This is a genomic window from Mesorhizobium sp. B1-1-6 (genome assembly GCF_006443035.1).
Classification (GTDB): Bacteria; Pseudomonadota; Alphaproteobacteria; order Rhizobiales; family Rhizobiaceae; genus Mesorhizobium.
In genome coordinates this window covers 150,115-169,756 of sequence record NZ_VFWR01000006.1, presented here as the reverse complement: position 1 = coordinate 169,756, position 19,642 = coordinate 150,115, and the positions used below count along the sequence as shown (strand labels likewise).

Sequence of the window (19,642 nt, the reverse complement as noted above, 5' to 3'; positions counted from 1 at the left end):
ATCCAAGGGGTTTTGGTGCCTTCGCGGGGCCTCGCTTCTCTTCGGGATCGGCGCTTTGGCCCTCCCAGGATGGGATCAGTTGGAATGAAGGGAGCAATCTAAACAGCGTTCTCACCATGTTGCCATGGCCGACACGAGTCCCGGCACGCTCTTCCTCATCCTCCGTCCCGCGAAGGACATCTATCCACCCCAAGGCGGATTCCGTTATTGGTCGTTGCGTTCTGTTCTTCGATGAATCAGCTACATCACCGCTGGCGTATCTTCTCGAGCCCAGCGGAACTCGCTGCCGTCAATCCATATCCTGTGCATGATGACCGCCAATCTGCGTGCAAGAGCGACTGTAGCCCTTTGTCGACCACGGCGTTTGGCAACATTCATCGCCCACGCTTTCAACCACGACCACTTCTTCACGACGGTCAACAAGACTTGCGCGGCTTCATAAAGCAGCGTCCGCATCATAGCGTCGCCGCACAGTGAGACACGTCCGACGCGATGGTCTTCCCCTGATTGATGCAGCCGCGGCGTCAAACCGAGAGAAGGACCCACAGCCTTCGAATTTCTGAAGCGTGCCGGAATGTCGATCGTGGCTTTGAAAGCCAGCGCAACAACGGGACCCACCCCGGGCACGGTCATCAATCGTCTGCAAACAGGGTCACCCTTCACAATCGAATATTTTCCCTGCGAGATGCCATCGACAAGCTCACGGATACGCTCGCCGAACTTGATTACACTCACAATGCCAACCTTAAGCCCGAAGTTGCGCAGCAGCCCCCGGATATCATTCTCGATTGCCACAGCCTTTTCCTGCAACAGTTTGCGCGCAGTCAGCAAAGCCCGGCGCTTTTGACTGGTGAGCGTCTTCACATGCACGGGTCGGAACAAGTTGACCCGCATCATCTGGGCAATGCCACGGGCGTCGTTGCGATCGCTCTTGTTTACCTGCGCCTTCAGGTAGGCCTTCGTGTGCCGGGTCTCGATGCAAACCACCGGTAGCCCGGCTTCCGCCATCCCGCTGAACAGCCACTGTGACAGCGGCCCGGCTTCAAGACCGATGCGAGTCGCTGGCATCGCAGGATCATTGAGCAACCTCACCAAATCGTCGGGATAGCTCGGGATCTTGGTCTCACGGCAAATCTTGCCGGCGTCGTTCACGATACAAACCGAGGTCTCTTTGACCGAGACGTCCAGGCCAACATAATATGACATGCTGCGCTTCTCCATCTGATGCTTGTGGCTGCTCCAAAACAGACCACGTTTACCATCAGCTCGAAGCGCAGCACCTCAACGGGGAAACGAGGGGCTCGGACAGCCGAATACCCCATCTAAACATGTAGCGTTAGGCTTCCTCGATCGCGGCCGACCAGCTCGGCTGAGCGCATGGGCTTGGTGCCTGCCGGCCGGCCAACTGACGCCGACATGGCGTGTTGTCACCGCCACGGTTGCGACAAGCTGGTTGCCGCGGTCTCGGCAGCCACCACATTGGTCCAACATCATGCCGAAGTGGGGGCTACGGTCGGTCTTGCCGGCGGCCTGCTTGTCTTCATGCTCTGCCTGCGCTGTCATCCTCTCGGCTCGCCGGTCTTGCGCACCGCACCGATCGGTTTTGCGCGAGCGTGGTTGCGGCTCATCCAGCTTCCACTGATACTGTTGGCTGCATTCTTCTTCGTGCCCGCCAGTGCCGCGCTGGCGGCCGAGCCATCATCATGGGCGATACCGGCTGCAAGCGGAGTGTGGCTGCTGATCCTCAACGGCACCTATGCGGTGTTCGCGGCGTATTTCCTGAACACGCCGCTGGTCGCATCCATCAGCTTCCTGGCAGCGATCGCCTACACGAGCTACGAATCCCTGGAATACGGCCGCACCGTTATCATCGGTTTTGCCGCATTGGTGCTGTGGCTAGGGTACTGGGCACGGCAGAGATACAATCATGGATGAGATGACCAACAAGACACACGCCGACCAGGCCCTCCTGGCCCTGTCGGACCTCAGCGTCGGCTATGGCGGACGGCTGGTAATCACCGATATCGACCTCACGTTGCGGCGTGGGGACATTCTTGGGCTTCTCGGCGCCAACGGTTCCGGCAAATCGACCCTGATCAAAACCATGACCGGCCAGATCCGCCCTCGATCGGGAACCGTCACCATCGACGACATCGCGCTGGCGCATGCGCCGGAGCGCGCCAAGGCTCGCTTCGGGCTCGCCATCGATGCCCCGGACCTGCCGCCGTTCCTGTCCGGGCGGCAATATCTCGAACTCGTCGCCTCGATCCGTTCCTGGAGCGCTACCGGCTGGCCTGGTAGCGATCTCGTCTCGCGGCTCGCACTCGACCCGTGGCTCGATCGGCCGATCGGAGAATTCGCTCGGCACCCGTGCGAAGATCTCGATCGCGGCAGCATTACTCGGCTCGCCGCCGCTCATCATTTAGGGGAGGCAGCGTGACGTTTGCTCTGTCAGCGCACCCAACGGCTCGTTACGAGTTAAGGGCGAGCCGCTTGGCTAGCTCTTCAGAGCGCGGCGGCTCCGATGCTTGCCAAGCTCCATGTCAGGCGAAATGAGAAATTGACCCCTCCTATTGCCTCACCGATCAATGTTACCGAGGGCTGCGGTGGCGACAGTGCTCGCATTAGCTGCCGCAGTGGCGGCGGCGGGTACTGGACGTGGTGGCCGAGATCGTCAGTATGGCCGTGGAGGGCGATCGTACTGAATTGGAGGTGGGTCATGTCAGGCGACTTCGGACCGTCAGAGTGCGACGGCCTCACACATGACTTCACGCGCAAGTAGCGCGTCGCCGTTGTCGAACCTCGACGCCAAGCTGCGCCGGCGCGTGCGCGAAGAAATCCGCGATCTCCAGCAGGAGCTGAAGCTGACCGTGGCCTACGCCACCCACGACCAGGAGGAAGCGCTGGCCGTCTCCGACCGCATCATCGTCATGAATGCAGGCAAGATCGCGCAGGACGGCACGCCGCGCCAGCTCTACAACCAGCCGGACAACCGCTTCATCGCCGACTTCATGGGCGACGCCAACCTCATACCGGTGACGTGGCCGACGGACGGCGAGCATGTCGAGTCCAGGCGGGACCGGCGCGGCTGAAAGTTCGCCGCCGCGGCGGACAGCCTTGCCGGCACCGTGCTGAAATCGTCCTATCTCGGAAACCATATGGAATACCGCGTCGGCCTCGTTGATCCCGCCATGGAACTGTTTGTGTCATCGCCCGATACGACGAGGCTGATCGCCGACGGCAGCGCGGTTTCCGTAGTCGTCGAGCCTGCCGACGCGGTGCTGATCGGCGGCGGCTGAGCATTCTCCCGATCGCCGGACCGCGATGCGTTTGCAGAGGCCGCCGCATCGATGCTTGACACGGCTAATGTTTCATTGAAGTATGACAATGCGCAGGGCAAATGAGCCCATGCAGCGCGAAAATTGCGTGACATATTGATGGCAAGAACGCCCACAGTGCCGACTGTTGGGCGTCTTTTTGCGTCGAGGGGGTCATGGCAAGAACGCAGTACCATATTGGCGTCCTGTTCTCGCAAAGCGGGCCTTACGGCGTGGTTTCGCGTTCCATGTTCAACGGCGCGATGCTCGCCTTCGATGAGATAAGGGCGTCTCCCGACTTTCCTTTCGACCTGGTGCCGATCGTGGCCGATCCGGCAGGTTCCTTCGGCCAGTACGCCGTTTCGAGCCAAGAGCTTCTCGGCCGGAACGGCGTGCGCCATGTCGTCGGCTGCTACACCTCGTCCAGCCGCAAGGACGTTATCCCCCTCTTCGAGAAATATGACGCGCTGCTCTGGTATCCCTCGCATTACGAGGGGTTCGAGAGTTCGTCCAACGTCGTCTACACGGGTGCGGCGCCCAACCAGCACATCATTCCGCTGATCGAGTTCCTGCTTACCCATATGGGCCGGCGGGCATACTGCATCGGCTCCAACTATATCTGGGCCTGGGAGAACAACCGCATCCTGCGCGAGGGGCTGTCGGTAGCCGGCGGAACCGTCCTCGCCGAACGCTACCACGCGGTGGGCGACACAGATTTCTCCAAGACCATCGCCTCGATCCTCGACGCCAGGCCGGATTTCATCTTCAACACGCTGATCGGCACCAGCGCCTACCGCTTCTTCCAGGATTTCCGCGCCGCGTGCATCGAGCGCGGCATCGACCAGCCCGCCGAAATGCCTGCCGTCGGCTGCAGCCTTTCCGAACCCGAACTGGGCGAGATCGGCGACCGCGCGATGGATGGGCACATCAGCTCGAGCGTGTACTTTTCTTCCATAGACACCCCCGCCAACCGCCGTTTCATCGGCGCCTACCGTCGACGCTGGCAGGATGCCGCGCCATCGGCGGATGCCGAGGCTTCCTATGTCGCGGTGAAGATGCTCGCAGCCGCTATCGCCGCGGCCGGGTCGGACGACGTCCAAGCCGTGCGGCTCACGCTTCCCACGCTTTCGATAGACGCTCCTCAGGGAACGGTCAGCGTGGACGGCCCCACCAATCACGCCTTTCTGACGCCACGCATCGGCCGATCCAAAGCCTCGGGCCAGTTCGAAATCCTTTGGCAGGCAAACCGTCCCGTCCAGCCCGATCCGTATCTCGTTCAGACCACCCCACGCTACGCGGTCCGCAACAGCGTTCCGAAGCTGAGGTCAATCAAATGAGCGAGCCGCGGATCATCCAAAATTTCATCGGCTATCGCGCCACGATCGCCACGGAGCAGCCCGCGGCCGTGGAACAGCTCCTGGATATGCTGGCGAAGCTTGGCATCTCTTCCGCCGCCGCCGAGATCAATGACTGCAAGATCCAGATCGATCCCAGCGACAAGGACGTGCTGTTCATCGATTCCGATCTCAACGTCACCGTCGAGACGGGAGCATCGGAGCCCAGCCGCTGCCTGCCCGTCATCGGCATCATCGGCGTCGAGGCGCCAAGCCGGCTGCGGTGGCTCATGCAACTTGGCGCGACGGCCACCCTGCGCAAGCCGGTCCATCGGGCGACCGTCTATTCGGCGCTGTTCGTCGGCATCAATGAGTTCCGCCGCCGGCGCTATCTCGCCGATCGTGTCGAGGAATACGAGCGGCGCCGGCTCCTGCGCAGGAGCTTGGTCAGGGCGGTGTTGATCGTCATGCAACGCACCGGCAGCGACCACGCTGCCGCCTACGATCATCTACGTCGTGAAAGCATGCGCTCGCGGCAAAGCATCGAGGAGTTCTGTGCATCGTTCGTCCAGGCCCATGGTCCCGACTTGGATGAAGCCGAGCCGCCCATCGGGACAGGCTTACCCTACGCAAAAAAACTGTAACCGGAGGAGAAATCGATATGACTGCAAAGTGGTTACGGGCCGGGACGCTGGCATGCGCCTTTGCCCTCTCGGGAGCGGCCTACGCCGCGGACCCGATCAAGATCGGCGTTCTCGAGGATCAGTCGGGCGACTTCGCCGCGGCGACCATCGGCAAGGTCCACGCCATCCAACTCGCGACCGACGAGATCAACAAGGCGGGTGGCATTGCCGGGCGCCAGATCGAGCTGGTCATCTACGACACCCAGTCGGACAACAACAGATACCAGGAGTTCATGCGCCGCGTACTGCAGCGCGACAAGGTCGATGTCGTCTTCGCGGGCTTCTCCTCGGCTTCGCGCGAAGCCTACCGCCCGATCGTCGACCAGCTTGACGGGTTGGCCTTCTACAACAACCAGTACGAAGGCGGCGTGTGCGACTCGCACATGATCGTGACCGGCGCCGTGCCGGAACAGCAGTTCTCGACCCTCATCCCCTGGATGATGGAGAAGTACGGCAAGCGCGTCTACACGATCGCGGCCGACTACAATTTCGGCCAGATCTCTGCCGAATGGGTCCGCAACATCGTCAAGGAGAATGGTGGCGAGATGGTCGGCGAGGAGTTCATCCCGCTCGGCGTCTCGCAGTTCTCGCAGACCATCCAGAACATCCAGAACGCGAAGCCTTCCTTCGTCGTGACGCTGCTAGTCGGCGCCGCGCAGGCGTCCTACTACGAACAGGCGTCATCGGCCAATCTCGGTCTGCCCATGGCGTCATCGGTCAACGTCGGCCAGGGTTACGAGCACAAGCGCTTCACCCCGCCGAGCCTCGCCAACATGTATGTGACGACGAACTACATCGAGGAAGTCGACACGCCGGCCAGCAAGGCTTTCCTGGAGAAGTTCCATGCGAAGTTCCCCAACGAGCCATACGTGAACCAGGAAGCCGCGAACTCCTACATCGCCATGAATCTCTACAAGGAGATGGTGGAGCGCGCGAACGGTTCGACCAAGCGTGACGATCTGCGCAAGGTCATCGCCCAGGGCGACGTCTGTTTCGATGGCCCGTCCGGCAAGGTCTGCCTCGACCCGAAGAGCCAGCACATGTCGCACACCATCTTTCTCGCCCATGTCAACAAGGACCACTCGATCGACTTCCCGAAAGTCTGGGAAGACATCAAGCCATACTGGCTGGGCGAAGCCGGCTGCGACCTGACGAAGTCGGACCCGATGGAACAGTACACGCCATCCAATCCTCCGCCCAAGCAGTAGACCCGACTTGCCGGGCGGGCGCATCGTCGTGCCCGCCCGGCGGCATGCCCGCCTGTTGGACCGGAGCCGCCCATGCAGTTCATGACAGCACTCGTATCGTCGGCCTACCAGTTCGGTGACGCCTTCGCTTTCCTCGTCTTGTCGGCCTGCGGGCTCGCTGTCATCTTCGGCATGATGGGCGTCATCAATCTCGCCCATGGCGAATTCATCATGTGCGGCGCCTATGTGACCGTCTTCGCGGTTCGCTGGGGCATACCGCTGCCCCTTGCGATCATCTGCGGCAGCCTGTTCGCGGGACTGGTCGGCATCGTCATAGAACGGCTCATCGTGCGCAGGCTTTACGCCAGACCGCTCGATTCCATCCTCGCCACATGGGGCGTGAGCCTGATCGCTTCGCAGGGTACGCTCATCCTGTTCGGTCCGACCATGCGCGGCGTCGGCACGCCGCTCGGCAGCTTCACGGTGGGGAACCTGTCCTTCTCCTACTACCGGCTGGTTCTTATCGCGACCGCCCTGGCGGTATTGCTGCTCCTCTATTTCATATTCAACAAGACCCGCTTCGGCGTGCTTGCGCGGGCGACCATCCAGGCGCCGCACATGGCCAGCGCGCTCGGCGTCGACACGAACCGCGTCTACGCCCTGACCTTCGGCATCGGCGCGGCGTTGGCCGGCCTGACCGGAGGCATCTATGCCCCCACCATGACGATGGTGCCGACGATGGGGACGACGTTCATCATGGAGGCCTTCGTGACGGTCGTGGTGGGCGGAGCCGACATCTTCATCGGAACCGCTCCGGCCGCGGCGCTGCTCGCGGTCGTGAAGGCCTCATTGACGTCCTGGCAAGGCCAATTGGCCGGGCAGATCGGCCTTCTGCTGGCGGTCATCCTGGTCATCCGCCTGCTGCCCAAGGGCATCACCGGCTTGATCCTCAAGGACCGAGCGTAGGCAAGATGATGCTGTCACGGATTTTCAAACGCTTCGAGGGGCCGCAGACCATGGGCCGCGGGCCTGTGTTCTGGAGCCTGTTCGGGCTGGTTCTCGTCGCCGCCCTCGTCTATCCGCTGTTCGCCGACGGCTATGATGTCGGCAACAACATCTACTTCCTGAACTGGACGTTCATGGCGCTCGGCCTCAGCGTCATCTGGGGATATGGCGGCTCGCTGTCCTTCGGCCAGACCGCGTTCTTCGGCATCGCCGGCTACAGCTACGGCATCCTAACGATCAACTTCGGCACCGCCTCCGGTCTCGGCCTTGTTTCTGTCCTGCTCGCCGTCGCGATCGCGGCGCTGTTCGCGGCAATCCTGGGCTACTTCCTGTTCTTTGGTCGCATCAGCGGCATCTTCCTCGGCATCGTGACCTTGTCGGTCACGCTCGCCCTCGAGCGCTTCATGGCGCAGACCGCCGGTCCGGAATGGAAAGTCGGATCGGCGCGGCTCAACGGCTTCAACGGCATGAGCGGCATGCCGCCGCTCACCCTGCCCTGGTTCGGCGGCGAACTGGTGCTCTTTCCCGACATCGGCCTCTACTACGTGGTTCTAGGCCTGGTCGTCGCCGTCTATCTCGGCCTGCGCGTGCTGGTCAATTCCAAGTTCGGCAACGTGCTGGTCGCCATCCGGGAAAATCCCGGACGCGCCGAAATGCTGGGCTACGACGTGCGCAGATACCAGCTTGCGGCCTTCATCCTCGGCGCTGCCCTCGCCGGGCTGAGCGGCGTGCTCTATACCAGTTGGGGCCAATACATCACGCCCTCCTCCATGGGCATCACCTCGGCGGCGCTGCCAATCATCTGGGTGGCGGTTGGCGGCCGGTCGGATCTCACGGCGACGCTCATCGGCACGCTCGTCGTCCTATCCGCCTTCCAGGCGTTGACGATCTACGGCAGCCAGTACGCGCTGGTGGTGATGGGCCTGTTGCTGGTCTGCACGGTCCTGCTGGCCCCCAAGGGCCTTGTCGCGAATGCAGGGCTGCTCCTGGCCTCCTTGTTTTCGCGCAAGGGCGGGAGCAAGTGACGATGGCGCTGCTCAGGACGGAAAAACTCAACAAACGCTTCGGCGGCCTTCATGTCGCCGCCGACGTCAGCTTCTCGCTGGAGGCCGGCAAGATCCACTGCCTGATCGGGCCGAACGGCGCCGGCAAGAGCACCTTCTTCAAACTCCTTCTGGGAGAGCACCAGCCCTCGAGCGGGACGATCCTGTTCGACGGCGAGGACATCACGCACCTCAAGCCGTTCCAGCGCATCAACCGGGGCATGAGCGTGAAATTCCAGGTGCCGGGCATTTTCGGCGCGCTGAGCGCCCGCCAGAACCTCGAAATCGCCCTGCAGCACCGTGTCGGGCCAGCGACGCTCGACGAGGAAGTTGAGCGGCTGCTCGATTTCCTGCAATTGCGGCCGGTGGCGCTTCAGCTGGCGGGCAACCTCAGCCATGGCTTCAAACAGTGGCTGGAGATCGGCATGGCCATCAGCCTCAAACCCAAGCTGCTGCTTCTGGACGAGCCAACCGCGGGGATGTCCCCCGAGGAAACCTTCATGACAGGCGAGATCGTCAAGCAGCTCAACGCCGAGGGCATGACGGTGCTTGCCGTCGAGCACGACATGGCGTTCGTTCGCCAAGTCGCCCAGCGGGTCTCCGTCCTTCATTTCGGGCGGCTGTTCGCCGAAGGCACGATCGACGAGATCGTCGCCGACGATCGGGTCGCGGCCATCTATCTGGGACAGAACCATGACTGAGGCCCTGCTCCAGATCAAAGGCCTTCGCGCCGGCTATGGCGGCAAGCCGGTCCTGCAGGGCATCGACCTCGAGGTCGCCAAGGGCGAGATCGTGGCCGTCATAGGCCGCAACGGCGTCGGCAAATCGACCCTGATGAAGACCCTGATCGGGCTGGTCGACAGCATGGCGGGGACAATCCGGCTGGATTCGACCGAGCTGACGGGACTGACGCCATTCCGCAGGGCGCGGCTCGGGATAGGCTACGTCCCGCAAGGGCGAGACGTTTTCCCCCGCATGTCGGTTCGGGAAAACCTCCAGGTCGGGGAATCCATGAAGGGGCGCGTCGCGCCCGACATCTACGAGCACATCTACCAGCTCTTCCCCATCCTGAAGGAAAGATCGAAACAGCAAGCCGGGACCATGTCCGGCGGCCAGCAGCAGCAGCTCGCCATCGGACGCGTCCTCGTCGGATCGCCGCGACTTCTCCTGCTCGACGAGCCGTCCGAAGGCATCCAGCCGTCGATCGTGCAGGACATCGGCCGCATCATCAAGCAACTCAACAGGGACAGCGGCATGACGATCATGTTCGTCGAGCAGAACCTCGACATGATCAAGGCCTTGGCCCAGCGCTGCTACGTGATCGACAAGGGCAGGATCGTCGCGCATGTGACGCCGCACGAACTCGAAGACCGCGACACCATCAGGAAATACCTGGCCGTCTAGGCCGGATCATAAGGAGAGAGACAAATGTCCTGGCTTGAAAACTCGATCATGGCTAGACGGGGCGTCGCCAAGGGAAAGGTCAAGACCGTCCACAACATGACGGAGGCCGACCAGGGGAAGTACCACTATGTCTACGGACCCTATGTGGAGCCGGTGCTGCGGGTCGATCCCGGCGCCGAGGTGTCGGTGGAGACACATGACGCGTTCGAGGGCGTCATCAGGAAGGAAACGGACGTACCCAGCAAGCTTCTGAATTTCCCCTATCTCAATCCACAGAACGGACCGATCTTCGTCAACGGCGCGGAAAAGGGTGACTGCCTGGCCGTTTACATCAAGGAGGTCCGCCCCCGCGGGGAACAGCCATGCGGCACCACCTGCCTGATTACCGAATTCGGGGGGCTGGTGGGCACCGGCGATACGGCCGTGCTCAACGCACCCCTTCCCGAGCGGGTCAAGAAGCTGCATGTCGATGCCAAGAAGGGCGTGGTCTGGAACGACAAGATCACGATCCCCTACGAGCCCTTCATCGGCACGATCGGCACCTCCCCGGAGATCGAGGCGATCTCCTCCCTGCAACCGGACTATTACGGCGGGAACATGGATCTGCCGGATGTCGCACCCGGCGCCGTCATCTACCTGCCGGTCAATGCGGCCGGCGGCCTGCTCTATCTCGGCGACTGCCACGCCAACCAGGGTGACGGCGAGCTTTGCGGCGTCGCCATCGAGCACCCGACCGTGACGACCGTGCAGATCGACCTTATCAAGGGCTGGAACTTCAAATGGGCCCGGCTCGAGAACGAGAAGTCGATCATGACGATCGGTTCCGGGCGTCCGATGGAGGACGCCGTCCGCATCGCCTATCGCGAACTGGTCCGCTGGATGGCCGCCGAATACGGCTTCACCGAGCTCGACGCCTATATGCTTCTGACACAGGTCGGCCGGGTCAGGCTGGGCAACATGGTGGACCCGAAATACACGCTGGGTGCCTCCATCCTGAAGCACTACCTGGCGTGACGATCTTTTCGAAGCCGGATCTTCGGTGCTGAACTAGCGCGGCCGGTTCATCGCCAATGTCGGTCATGTCCTGCGCACCGAAGGCAACAGAGTGCTGTCGGCGTTCAGTCTGCGACCATCATTGCAAAGGATCCGAGAGCACGCCCTCGACAACAATTATATCGTTGATCGACGCGTCTTTCCGAAGGGCAATCGCCTTCCGGTATTCCGGGGATTCGTAGCAGGCGAGCGCGGTGTCGTAGTCCGGTAACTCGATGATGATGTTACGGTCCCGCCCCTGGCCTTCCACAACCTTCGAACGCCCTGCCCTTACAAGATATCTGCCGCCATACTTGCCGAACAGCTCGAGGATGCAATCCAGTAGGCTTTCTGTTTCATCTGACTCTCCTCCGGCGACGACCGTTTCCTAGCGTAGACAACTCCGCGGCCACGCGCGCCGCCGCGTGCGCCGTTGTCCAGAACCCGCTGGCAGGCAAGGCTGCCGAAGACCTGTTGGAGCTTGTCTCCTATGGCGCCGAACCCGGAGAACTGCTCGTGCGCGAGGCGGCGATGCTTCTTTCGAAACCCGTCGTCTCCTATGGCAAGGCCGCTATTGTCGGTCCTGGCGGAGACATCGAACATGCCGCAGCGACGCTGCGCAACGCGCTTCGGTCGTCGCGCCCTCCACTTCCTTGCTTTCATCCACCTCGCCGCAGCAATGCTATGGATGCGCTGAATGTCGATTCAGCCTAGTTCTGGCAAGCGCCGCGCTGCGGCGTGCCGCGCGTTTGGCGCGGCGAAGACAGCCTGGCGTATTTGCGCAACCTCTATGAGGAGCGCTTCCCTGTTCCCCGTTCGATGAACCGGCCACGCCCGGGCTTGCCCACGAACGACCCGCCATCTGCGACGACCTCGCCGCGGCTGATCGTCATTTGCGGATATCCACGCACCGATATGCCGTCGTAGGAGCTGTAATCGATGTCGGAATGGAGCGTCTCGGCCGAGAACGTGAATTCCTTGTTCGGATCGAACACCACCACATCCGCGTCGTAGCCGGGCAGGAGCTGACCCTTTTTGGGGAGGCCGAAGATTTTCGCAGGGTTGGTGCAGCACACCTCGACCCACCTGTTGAGGCTGAGCCTGCCTGCGTTCACGCCGAAATGATGAATCAGCGCCAGACGGGCCTCGATACCCGATATCCCATGGGCGGGTTGGCCCGGGGGCCGCTTGCGCGGACCATGGTCGGTGGACACGATGTCGAGAGTGCCGTCCGCGAGAGCCTGCCAAAGCGCATCTTGATGGCGCTTCTCCCGTATCGGCGGGCTGGTCTGGATGGAGAAACCGTTGGCCAGGGTTCGCTCATAGTCGTCGCTGGTGTAAACCAGATAGGCCACGCAGACCTCGCCATACACGCTCTGACCACGTGCTTTGGCGTGCCTGATCTCGCGCACGCCTTCCTCGCAGGTCTGGTGATAGAGGATCAGGCGGGCGCCGGTGTAGGCCGCGAAGGCTATCACGCGATGGACGGCCTCGCCTTCGGTCGCGGAAGGAAGTGTCGACAGATACCACTCCGTGCCGGTCTTGCCTTCCTTCGCCAGACGGGCCTTCAGCATCCTGATGATGTCGTCGTTTTCGGCGTGGACCACCGCGAGGCCGTCGCGTTCGGCGATGACTTCCATCGCGCTGAAGATGGTGGTGTCGTTCAGCCGATAGCCGTCATAGGCCATGAACATCTTGATGGAGGTGACCCCGCGATCGAAGATGTCGTGCAATTCTCCAATTCGCGACGGGTCGGTGTCGCGTATCGTGAGGTTGAACGCATAGTCGATCACCGCCTCGCCTTCGGCCTCCTTTTGCCGGACATCCAATTCCTTGACGAGATTGACGCCGGCATAGGGCGACGCGAAATCGACGAATGTCGTCACGCCGCCGATCGCAGCGGCCCTGCTGCCGACCCCGAACGAATCCGCACCCGGCGTATAGAGCGGGGCGTAGCGCGGGTCAGTCAGATGCACATGCGCATCGATGGCTCCGGGAAGCACATAACGACCCCGCGCGTCGATTTCCCTCTGCCCGACCAACCCCTGCCCAATGGCAGCGATCTGTTCGCCGTTTATAGCCACATCGGCAAGAAACGTATCATTGGCGGTGATCACCGTGCCGTTTTTGATAGCCAGATCGTAGCTCATGGAGTTTCCACCTTCAGCTTGGTGAGAATTCAGAGGGGCGCACCGCGTGATGCGACGCCGATAGGGGCAAGGTCCCTGCCCTCCCAGAGATTTCGGGAGGGCGTGAACCGTCTTCCAGTCGACGGCGAGCCGGCGCTGTCTAGGCCGCCACGACTGCGTAATCCTTGGCGAAGATGAACTCCGACGGGTGCTTCTCGAAGCCCTTCACCTTCTTGTCCATCACGGTCTGCTGGTCGCGCCAGTAAGGCTGGATGATCGGGCTTTCGTCCTGCAGGATCAGCTCGATCTTCTCCATCACCTTGGAGCGCTCCTTCGGATCGAGGATGCCCTCGGCCTGGGTCAGCAGCTTGTCGAATTCGGCGTTGGAGAAATGCGACTCGTTCCATGCCACGTTCGAGCGGTAGGCCAACCCCAGCGTCATGATGCCGAGCGGCCGATGGCTCCATCCCGTGATGGAGAACGGAACCTTGGTCCATATGTCCCAATATTGGGCATTCGGCAGGGTCTTGATGTTGATCTTCACGCCGATGTCCTTGAACTGCTCGACCAGCGTCTGAGCCATGGCGACCTCATAGGCCGGTTCGGAGCGCGTGATCATGTCGTGCTCGAACCCATCCGGGAATCCGGCGTCGGCCAGAAGCTTCTTCGCTTTCTCGACGTCTCGATCGATCTTGGGCAACGGAGCATACTCCGGATGCGACGGGGCGACGTGGTGATCCTCCCCTTCCGCTCCACCGCCGAGCAGGGCCAATTGAATGATCTTGTTGCGATCCACGGCGAGCCTCATCGCCTGGCGCACGCGCTTGTCGGCGAACGGACCTTCCGGGTGCATGCGCGCGACCGTCGTCTGGGCCGACGGGACGCTGTAGACGGCAACATGCGGGAAACTCTTCATCGAGTTGATTTCGACGCGATCCGCAGTCGACAGGCCATCGACCTGTTTCGAGGCCATGGCGGCGATGCCGGCCCCGGCGCCGTCACCAAGATCGACGAAGGCGAACGTGTCGAGGTACGGGCCTCCGCCCCAATAGTCCGTCCTGGCCTTGAACTTGGCGTTCTTTCCGATGTTGTACTCGATGAGTTCGAACGGCCCGGTTCCGTTCGTGCCGACGCCGAACGCACCATTGTTGTTGGGATCGATGATCGGCATCGCGTAGTGGAAGAAATGTTCCGCCACCGCCACCTGGGGCGACTTGCAATTCAGCCTGACGGTATGATCGTCGACCTTCTCGATGGCATTGTCGGACCACAGGCGGCTCGACATCTTTGCGTTGCCCTTGTCGTCCTTCTCGCCCGTATCGTACTGTTCGACGAGGTAACCCGTCATCAGGCCCAGCATCGAAGAGCCGACCTTGGGATCGCAGACACGCTTGAGGTTCCATACGACGTCGTCGGCGGTGAAGTCCCTGCCGTCGTGCCATTTCACGCCCTTGCGAACATGCAGCGTCCAGGTTTTCAGGTCGTCGCTGACATCCCATTTCTCCAGAAGGTAAGGACGGGTGATGTTATCGCGATCGGTGAAGGTCAGAAATTCGCAAACCTGGCGGATGACGTTGGACTTCTCGTAGAAGTCGACGGTGTGGGGATCCTTGATCTCCTGGCAACGCATGCCGATCCGCAGATTTCCACCTTTCGGCATATCCTCGGCGCGAGCCTGGGACATAGGCTCGGGCAGCCCCGCCATGGCATAGGCGGCCGTCGCCGAAAGCCCAAGCAGCGTTGCCTTCCTGAGAAAGTCGCGGCGGCCGATCCGGCCGTCCTTCATCTGGTCGAGAAGCGTAGGAATATAGGGATGCGATGCTTTTTCCACGGTATTACCTCCCAGTTGCCGCAGGTCTAGATCATGCGATAACCCTTTTGGCGCGCCACGATTTTCATAATCAGGCCCGCAGTCTCTTGCCATCGGGGTCGAAAGGCGGCCGGTCGAGCAACACGGCCTTGTGCGGGTGGCCGAGGATCGCGACCGTGACCGCTTCTCCGGACTTGACGGAGCCCGCCTTCACGTAGCCAAGCGCCAGCGACATGCCGACATGGTAGCCATAGGCGCCGGACGTGACTTGGCCGACCGGCGTGCCGTCCGGCAGGAAGATCGGCTCGCCGCCCGTCGCATCGGCATCCTCCGCCTCGATCGAGATCATGATCAACTCGTCGCGCGCCGGCTTGGAGGCCAGCGCAGCATAGGCGCCCCGATTGAGGAAGTCGCCCTTGTCCATCTTGACCAGCCGGTCGAGCCTGACCTCCTGCGGCCAGTATTCGGGCGAATATTCGCGACCCCAACTGCCGTAGCCTTTCTCGACCCTGAGTGACATCAGCGCGCGCGAGCCGACCGGCCCGCCGCCTTCCTGCCGCGCGGCGTCGAGCAACGCGCTGTAAAGGGCAGTCTGGTCCTTCTCTTCGCAGTAGAGTTCCCAGCCGAGGTCTCCGGTGAAGGAGACGCGCAATGCGATGACATCGACGCGTGCAACGGTGATGCGGCGCGATGCCATGAAGGGGAAGGATTCGGTCGTCAGATCGTCATTGGCAAGTCGCTGCAGCACCGCGCGCGACTTCGGTCCGGCAACATTAAAGCCGCACATCGCCTCGGTCAGCGAGCGGAACGTGGTGTCTGGAGGCAACGGCACCATCTTGAAGAAGCGCTGATGGTAGCGTTCGGCCATGCCGGAGCCGAAAATGCGATATTCGTCTTCGCCGAGCTTGGTCACCGTGAAGTCGCCGGCAATGCCGCCGCGCTTGCCGATCAGCGGCGTCAGGCAGGATTTGCCGACCTTGGCAGGGATCTTGTTGGCGAAGAGTGCGTTCAGCCAAGCCTCGGCACCCGGCCCCTTCACCTCGTATTTGGCGAAGTTGGAAACATCGATAACGCCGACGTGGTCGCGCAGCATGCGCGCCTCGCGGCCGACGGGATGCCACCAGTTCTGCCTGGTGAACCCTATCGTCTCTTCTCGAGGCTCGCCGTCGGTCGAGAACCACAGCGGATGCTCCCAGCCGAAATTCAGGCCGAAGACTGCGCCCTTATCCTTCTGCATGGCATAGGCCGGTCGCGTCCGCACCGGCCGCCCTGCCGCGCGCTCCTCATTCGGGAAATGGATCTTGAAACGGTGGCTGTACTGATCCTGCACCCGCGCCTTGACGAAGGCCTTGCTTGCCCAGTGGCCGAACCGGGCGAGATCCCAGCCGAACATGTCGAGCGTCGGCTCGCCCTCGATCATCCACTCTGCGGCGAGTTTGCCGAGTCCGCCGGATTGCGAGAAGCCAGGGATGAGGCCGTTGCAGCAGAAATAGTTCCTCAACTCCGGCACGGGACCGAACAGCGCCGCGCTGTCCGGCGACCAGATCATCGGCCCGTTGATGACCTTCTTGATGCCCGCGGCGCCAACCGCCGGCACGCGGGCGATGGCGCGCATCATGTTTTCCTCGATGCGCTCCAGATCGTCGGGGAAGAGCTCATGGCCGAAATCCAGCGGCGTGCCGTCCTCCGCCCAGAATTTCATCGCCCGCTCATAGGCGCCGATCAGCAGGCCAAGGCCCTCCTGGCGGAGGTAGTATTCGCCGTCGCGGTCGGCGACCGAAGGCAGGCGCCTGCCCATATTGGCGATTTCCGGGATGGTCTCGGTCACGAAATACTGGTGCTCGGTGGGGATCAGCGGAAGTTCCAGCCCGGCCATGGCGGCGACCTCGCGTCCCCACAGGCCGGCGGCGTTGACCACCCATTGCGCGTGCACGTCGCCTTTGGTGGTGCGCACGATCCAGCTGCCGTCCGGCTGCTGCTCCGTTCCTGTCACAGGGGTAAAGCGGTGGATCTCTGCGCCGCGCTGGCGCGCGCCGGCGGCATAGGCCATCGTGACGCCCGAAGGATCGACGTTGCCGCCCTCGGGTTCGTACATGATGCAGCGTATGCCATCGAAATCCACCAGCGGGTGCAGCCGCTCAGCCTCGGCCCGGTCGACCTCGTAGAAATTCATCTTGTAGCGGCGGGCCTTGGCCTCCTGCAGCCTGAGCTGATGTTCCCGCGCCTCGGTCTGGGCAAGGTAGAGCGATCCCGGCTGGAAGACGCCGCAGCCCTGCCCCGTCTCCTTCTCCAGCTCCTTGTAGAGCGCCATCGTGTAATGCTGCAGACGGCTGATGTTGGTGGAGTCGTGCAGGCCGTGGATGTTGGCCGCGGCGTGCCAAGTCGAGCCCGAGGTCAGTTCATCGCGCTCGAATAGCACGACATCGGTCCAGCCATGTTTCGCGAGATGATAAAGGATGGAGCATCCGATCAGACCGCCGCCGATCACAACAGCCTGGGCATGGGTCCGCATTTCACGTGTTCCTTTTGGCTCTAGGTCCGAGGGCAGGCAGATTTGCAATTGGCATGATGGTGACTGAGGGCTGGGCTCGGCTTACGTTCGCCGGCATGACCTCACTTTTTCGACTATCGGCAGTGTAGAAAGCCCGACAAATGGCTGTAAAGCCTGCAATTGGGCGCCAATCCCGGTTTCGGCTATGATTTTGGCCAAAAAAAACGAGGTCATAGCCACATTAATCTTCGTTTGTGGACAGGGGGGCCCGGTGTAGCTTCTAGTGGGGAAATGAGCAGCTGTATCAACGGCGCCACGAATGGGAGCCACCGCTATGGACATGCATCCGCGGCATGGGGACAGGCCGGTTTTCCGGCAAGCCTTTTCGCCGACCACGCATTGTCACCACGGGCCTTGGAGTTGCGCGTCCGCCAGCGAATTCGGTTCCTTGCCGACCGAACGGCAGCGCCGGGACGCCCATCCAACCAGCGCATTGTGACAACTCGGAGGTCAATATCTTGGATAAGGCTCCACACGCGTATATCCCGACACTCGTCGATCAGCTCAACGACGGCGCGATCAGCCGCAGGGACTTCCTGCGCAAGTCGACGCTGCTCGGTCTTTCGGCCGGAGCGGCCTATGCCATGGCCGGTCTCGTCGACCCGTCGACGCAGGCCCGCGCGCAGGATTTGCCGAAAGGCGGAAACCTGCGCATCGGCATGCGCTGCATGGAGATCAAGGACCCGCATCTGGCCGACTTCGCCGAGAAGTCGAACATCATTCGCCAGGTCTGCGAATATCTGACCTTCACCGACCGCAACAACATCACCCGTCCCTATCTGCTCGAAAAGTGGGACGTCAGCGACGACCTGAAGACTTGGACGCTGCACATCCGCAAGGACGTGAAATGGCGCGACGGCAGAGCGCTGAACACCGACGACGTGGTCTGGAACCTGAAGCGGGTCAGCGATCCGGCTGTCGGGTCCTCCGTGCTCGGCCTGTTCACCGGCTACCTGGTCGAGGAATACGACACCGGCGAAAAGGACGACAAGGGCAATCCCAAGAAGTCGAGCCGGCTGTGGTCCGACAAGGCGATCGAGAAGGTCGACGACAGCACGGTGCGGCTCAACCTGTTCTCGCCGCAGATCGCGGTCGCCGAACACCTGTTCCACTATCCTATGTTCATTCTCGACCCGAAGGACAACGGCGCCTTCGGTCCGAGCGCTAATGGCACCGGAGCGTTCGAGATCGTCGAATACACGGTCGGCAAGGGCGCGAAATACAAGGCGCGAGCTGATTATTGGGGCGGCGCGCCGCATCTCGACACGTTCGAGTTCGTCGACCTCGGCGACAATCCGGGCGCCGGCATCGCGGCAATGGCCTCCAAGCAGGTTGACGGACTGTCGGAAGCCGACGCGGTCCAGATCAATTCTATGAAGGCTTTCCCCCACGTCGCGATCCATAAGGTCGAAACCACGCAGACCATCGTGATGCGCATGCATCCCGACGTCGAGCAATTCAAGGACAAGCGCGTGCGCCAGGCCATGCGCTACGCGATCGATCGCGACAAGATCATCCAGACGGTCCTGCTCGGCGCCGGCACGCCGGCGGAAGACCACCACGTGGCGCCGTCGCATCCCGAGTATGCCGCGCTGCCGAAATGGCCGCGCGACATCGAGAAGGCAAAGAAGTTGATGGCCGACGCCGGCCAGGGCGATGGCTTCGAGATCGACGTCGTGACAAGGCCCGATCCGATCTGGGAACTGAACACGACACAGGCGATGGCCGAGCAGTTGAAGGACATCGGCATCAAAGCCAACATCAAGTCGCTGCCGAGCGCCCAGTATTGGGAAGTGTGGACCAGCGCGCCGTTCAGCCTGACGGCATGGGGGCATCGCCCGCTCGCCATCATGACGCTCGGCCTAGCCTACCGCACCAATGGAGCGTGGAACGAGTCGCATTTCTCCAATGCCGAGTTCGACAAGCTGCTCACCCAGGCCGAAGGCATCCTCGACCCGAAGGAGCGTTCCAAGGTGATGGAGAAGATCGAGCTGATCATGCAGGACGAAGGGCCGATCGTGCAGCCATTCTGGCGCATCTTCTCGACCGTGATGGACAAGAAGGTGCAGGGTTTCGAACTCCATCCTTCGCAGTATATTTTCGCCAAGGACTACGCGGTCGTCGCCGCCTGACCAATTTGCCCGGCC

General features: G+C 61.9%; 17 protein-coding genes and 1 pseudogene. 13 read left to right on the top strand and 5 right to left on the bottom strand.

Going from position 1 to position 19,642, the window contains the following annotated elements; genetic code table 11:
• Positions 1-240 precede the first annotated feature (240 nt).
• Positions 241-1,206 (bottom strand): IS110 family transposase, encoded by a 966-nt coding sequence (locus tag FJ979_RS14120; RefSeq protein WP_140581648.1) that lies wholly within the window; start codon positions 1,204-1,206, stop codon positions 241-243.
• 177 nt (positions 1,207-1,383) lie between these two features.
• Between FJ979_RS14120 and FJ979_RS14115 the strand changes: the two genes are divergently transcribed.
• The 12 genes and pseudogenes from FJ979_RS14115 to FJ979_RS14060 all read left to right on the top strand — a co-directional run bounded on the left by FJ979_RS14115 (position 1,384) and on the right by FJ979_RS14060 (position 10,987).
• Entirely contained in the window at positions 1,384-1,935 is a 552-nt protein-coding gene (locus FJ979_RS14115; protein WP_140581646.1) for a hypothetical protein, read from the top strand.
• Positions 1,928-2,440 carry an ATP-binding cassette domain-containing protein gene (locus FJ979_RS14110; RefSeq protein ID WP_224704893.1) on the top strand — a complete coding sequence of 171 codons (513 nt, stop codon included), beginning with the start codon at positions 1,928-1,930 and terminating at the stop codon, positions 2,438-2,440. The genes FJ979_RS14115 and FJ979_RS14110 overlap by 8 nt, the downstream gene beginning before the upstream one ends.
• Positions 2,441-2,762: 322 nt before the next feature.
• Entirely contained in the window at positions 2,763-3,092 is a 330-nt protein-coding gene (locus FJ979_RS14105) for a hypothetical protein (protein ID WP_224704894.1), read from the top strand.
• 21 nt (positions 3,093-3,113) lie between these two features.
• Positions 3,114-3,299, top strand: a pseudogene (locus FJ979_RS14100) (TOBE domain-containing protein); the annotation flags it as partial.
• Positions 3,300-3,493: 194 nt separating this feature from the next.
• The gene (locus tag FJ979_RS14095; RefSeq protein WP_140581640.1) at positions 3,494-4,654 is read left to right on the top strand and encodes a transporter substrate-binding domain-containing protein; all 1,161 of its coding nucleotides are present in this window, start codon (positions 3,494-3,496) and stop codon (positions 4,652-4,654) included.
• Positions 4,651-5,295 carry an ANTAR domain-containing protein gene (locus FJ979_RS14090; RefSeq protein ID WP_140646432.1) on the top strand — a complete coding sequence of 215 codons (645 nt, stop codon included), beginning with the start codon at positions 4,651-4,653 and terminating at the stop codon, positions 5,293-5,295. The genes FJ979_RS14095 and FJ979_RS14090 overlap by 4 nt, the downstream gene beginning before the upstream one ends.
• Before the next feature lie 17 nt (positions 5,296-5,312).
• On the top strand, positions 5,313-6,542 hold the full coding sequence (locus FJ979_RS14085) for an urea ABC transporter substrate-binding protein (protein WP_140581636.1): 1,230 nt from the start codon (positions 5,313-5,315) through the stop codon (positions 6,540-6,542).
• A gap of 81 nt (positions 6,543-6,623) precedes the next feature.
• The gene (locus FJ979_RS14080) at positions 6,624-7,487 is read left to right on the top strand and encodes a branched-chain amino acid ABC transporter permease (RefSeq protein ID WP_140551984.1); all 864 of its coding nucleotides are present in this window, start codon (positions 6,624-6,626) and stop codon (positions 7,485-7,487) included.
• A 5-nt stretch (positions 7,488-7,492) separates the two neighbouring features.
• Positions 7,493-8,551: a branched-chain amino acid ABC transporter permease gene (locus FJ979_RS14075; protein WP_140581633.1), complete on the top strand. Its 1,059-nt coding sequence runs from the start codon at positions 7,493-7,495 to the stop codon at positions 8,549-8,551.
• A gap of 2 nt (positions 8,552-8,553) precedes the next feature.
• A complete protein-coding gene (locus FJ979_RS14070) occupies positions 8,554-9,270 on the top strand; it encodes an ABC transporter ATP-binding protein (protein ID WP_140581631.1) in 717 nt (238 codons plus the stop codon).
• Positions 9,263-9,973 (top strand): urea ABC transporter ATP-binding subunit UrtE, encoded by a 711-nt coding sequence (gene urtE / locus FJ979_RS14065; RefSeq protein ID WP_140581628.1) that lies wholly within the window; start codon positions 9,263-9,265, stop codon positions 9,971-9,973. Before FJ979_RS14070 ends, urtE begins: the two co-directional genes overlap by 8 nt.
• 24 nt (positions 9,974-9,997) lie before the next feature.
• Entirely contained in the window at positions 9,998-10,987 is a 990-nt protein-coding gene (locus FJ979_RS14060; protein ID WP_140551882.1) for an acetamidase/formamidase family protein, read from the top strand.
• Positions 10,988-11,105: 118 nt separating this feature from the next.
• Here FJ979_RS14060 and FJ979_RS14055 read toward each other — a convergent pair whose 3' ends face one another.
• The 4 genes from FJ979_RS14055 to FJ979_RS14035 all read right to left on the bottom strand — a co-directional run bounded on the left by FJ979_RS14055 (position 11,106) and on the right by FJ979_RS14035 (position 17,456).
• On the bottom strand, positions 11,106-11,276 hold the full coding sequence (locus FJ979_RS14055; protein ID WP_246678959.1) for a DUF1330 domain-containing protein: 171 nt from the start codon (positions 11,274-11,276) through the stop codon (positions 11,106-11,108).
• 517 nt (positions 11,277-11,793) lie between these two features.
• On the bottom strand, positions 11,794-13,155 hold the full coding sequence (hydA, locus tag FJ979_RS14045; RefSeq protein WP_140581626.1) for a dihydropyrimidinase: 1,362 nt from the start codon (positions 13,153-13,155) through the stop codon (positions 11,794-11,796).
• 139 nt (positions 13,156-13,294) lie between these two features.
• A complete protein-coding gene (locus tag FJ979_RS14040) occupies positions 13,295-14,965 on the bottom strand; it encodes an ABC transporter substrate-binding protein (protein ID WP_140581623.1) in 1,671 nt (556 codons plus the stop codon).
• Between the two features lie 70 nt (positions 14,966-15,035).
• Positions 15,036-17,456 (bottom strand): FAD-dependent oxidoreductase, encoded by a 2,421-nt coding sequence (locus FJ979_RS14035; RefSeq protein ID WP_140581620.1) that lies wholly within the window; start codon positions 17,454-17,456, stop codon positions 15,036-15,038.
• Positions 17,457-17,953: 497 nt separating this feature from the next.
• Here FJ979_RS14035 and FJ979_RS14030 point away from each other — a divergent pair, with 497 nt between their 5' ends.
• Positions 17,954-19,627, top strand: coding sequence for an ABC transporter substrate-binding protein (locus FJ979_RS14030; protein ID WP_140581618.1), 1,674 nt, complete (start codon positions 17,954-17,956; stop codon positions 19,625-19,627).
• The last annotated feature ends 15 nt before the right edge of the window (positions 19,628-19,642 follow it).

Bases quoted from the DNA above. Each gene is read 5' to 3' on its own strand.
- FJ979_RS14120 (WP_140581648.1), bottom strand. From the start codon at position 1,206: ATGTCATATTATGTTGGCCTGGACGTCTCGGTCAAAGAGACCTCGGTT.
- FJ979_RS14110 (WP_224704893.1), top strand. From the start codon at position 1,928: ATGGATGAGATGACCAACAAGACACACGCCGACCAGGCCCTCCTGGCC.
- FJ979_RS14105 (WP_224704894.1), top strand. From the start codon at position 2,763: ATGACTTCACGCGCAAGTAGCGCGTCGCCGTTGTCGAACCTCGACGCC.
- FJ979_RS14095 (WP_140581640.1), top strand. From the start codon at position 3,494: ATGGCAAGAACGCAGTACCATATTGGCGTCCTGTTCTCGCAAAGCGGG.
- FJ979_RS14090 (WP_140646432.1), top strand. From the start codon at position 4,651: ATGAGCGAGCCGCGGATCATCCAAAATTTCATCGGCTATCGCGCCACG.
- FJ979_RS14085 (WP_140581636.1), top strand. From the start codon at position 5,313: ATGACTGCAAAGTGGTTACGGGCCGGGACGCTGGCATGCGCCTTTGCC.
- FJ979_RS14080 (WP_140551984.1), top strand. From the start codon at position 6,624: ATGACAGCACTCGTATCGTCGGCCTACCAGTTCGGTGACGCCTTCGCT.
- FJ979_RS14075 (WP_140581633.1), top strand. From the start codon at position 7,493: ATGATGCTGTCACGGATTTTCAAACGCTTCGAGGGGCCGCAGACCATG.
- FJ979_RS14070 (WP_140581631.1), top strand. From the start codon at position 8,554: ATGGCGCTGCTCAGGACGGAAAAACTCAACAAACGCTTCGGCGGCCTT.
- urtE (WP_140581628.1), top strand. From the start codon at position 9,263: ATGACTGAGGCCCTGCTCCAGATCAAAGGCCTTCGCGCCGGCTATGGC.
- FJ979_RS14060 (WP_140551882.1), top strand. From the start codon at position 9,998: ATGTCCTGGCTTGAAAACTCGATCATGGCTAGACGGGGCGTCGCCAAG.
- hydA (WP_140581626.1), bottom strand. From the start codon at position 13,155: ATGAGCTACGATCTGGCTATCAAAAACGGCACGGTGATCACCGCCAAT.
- FJ979_RS14035 (WP_140581620.1), bottom strand. From the start codon at position 17,456: ATGCGGACCCATGCCCAGGCTGTTGTGATCGGCGGCGGTCTGATCGGA.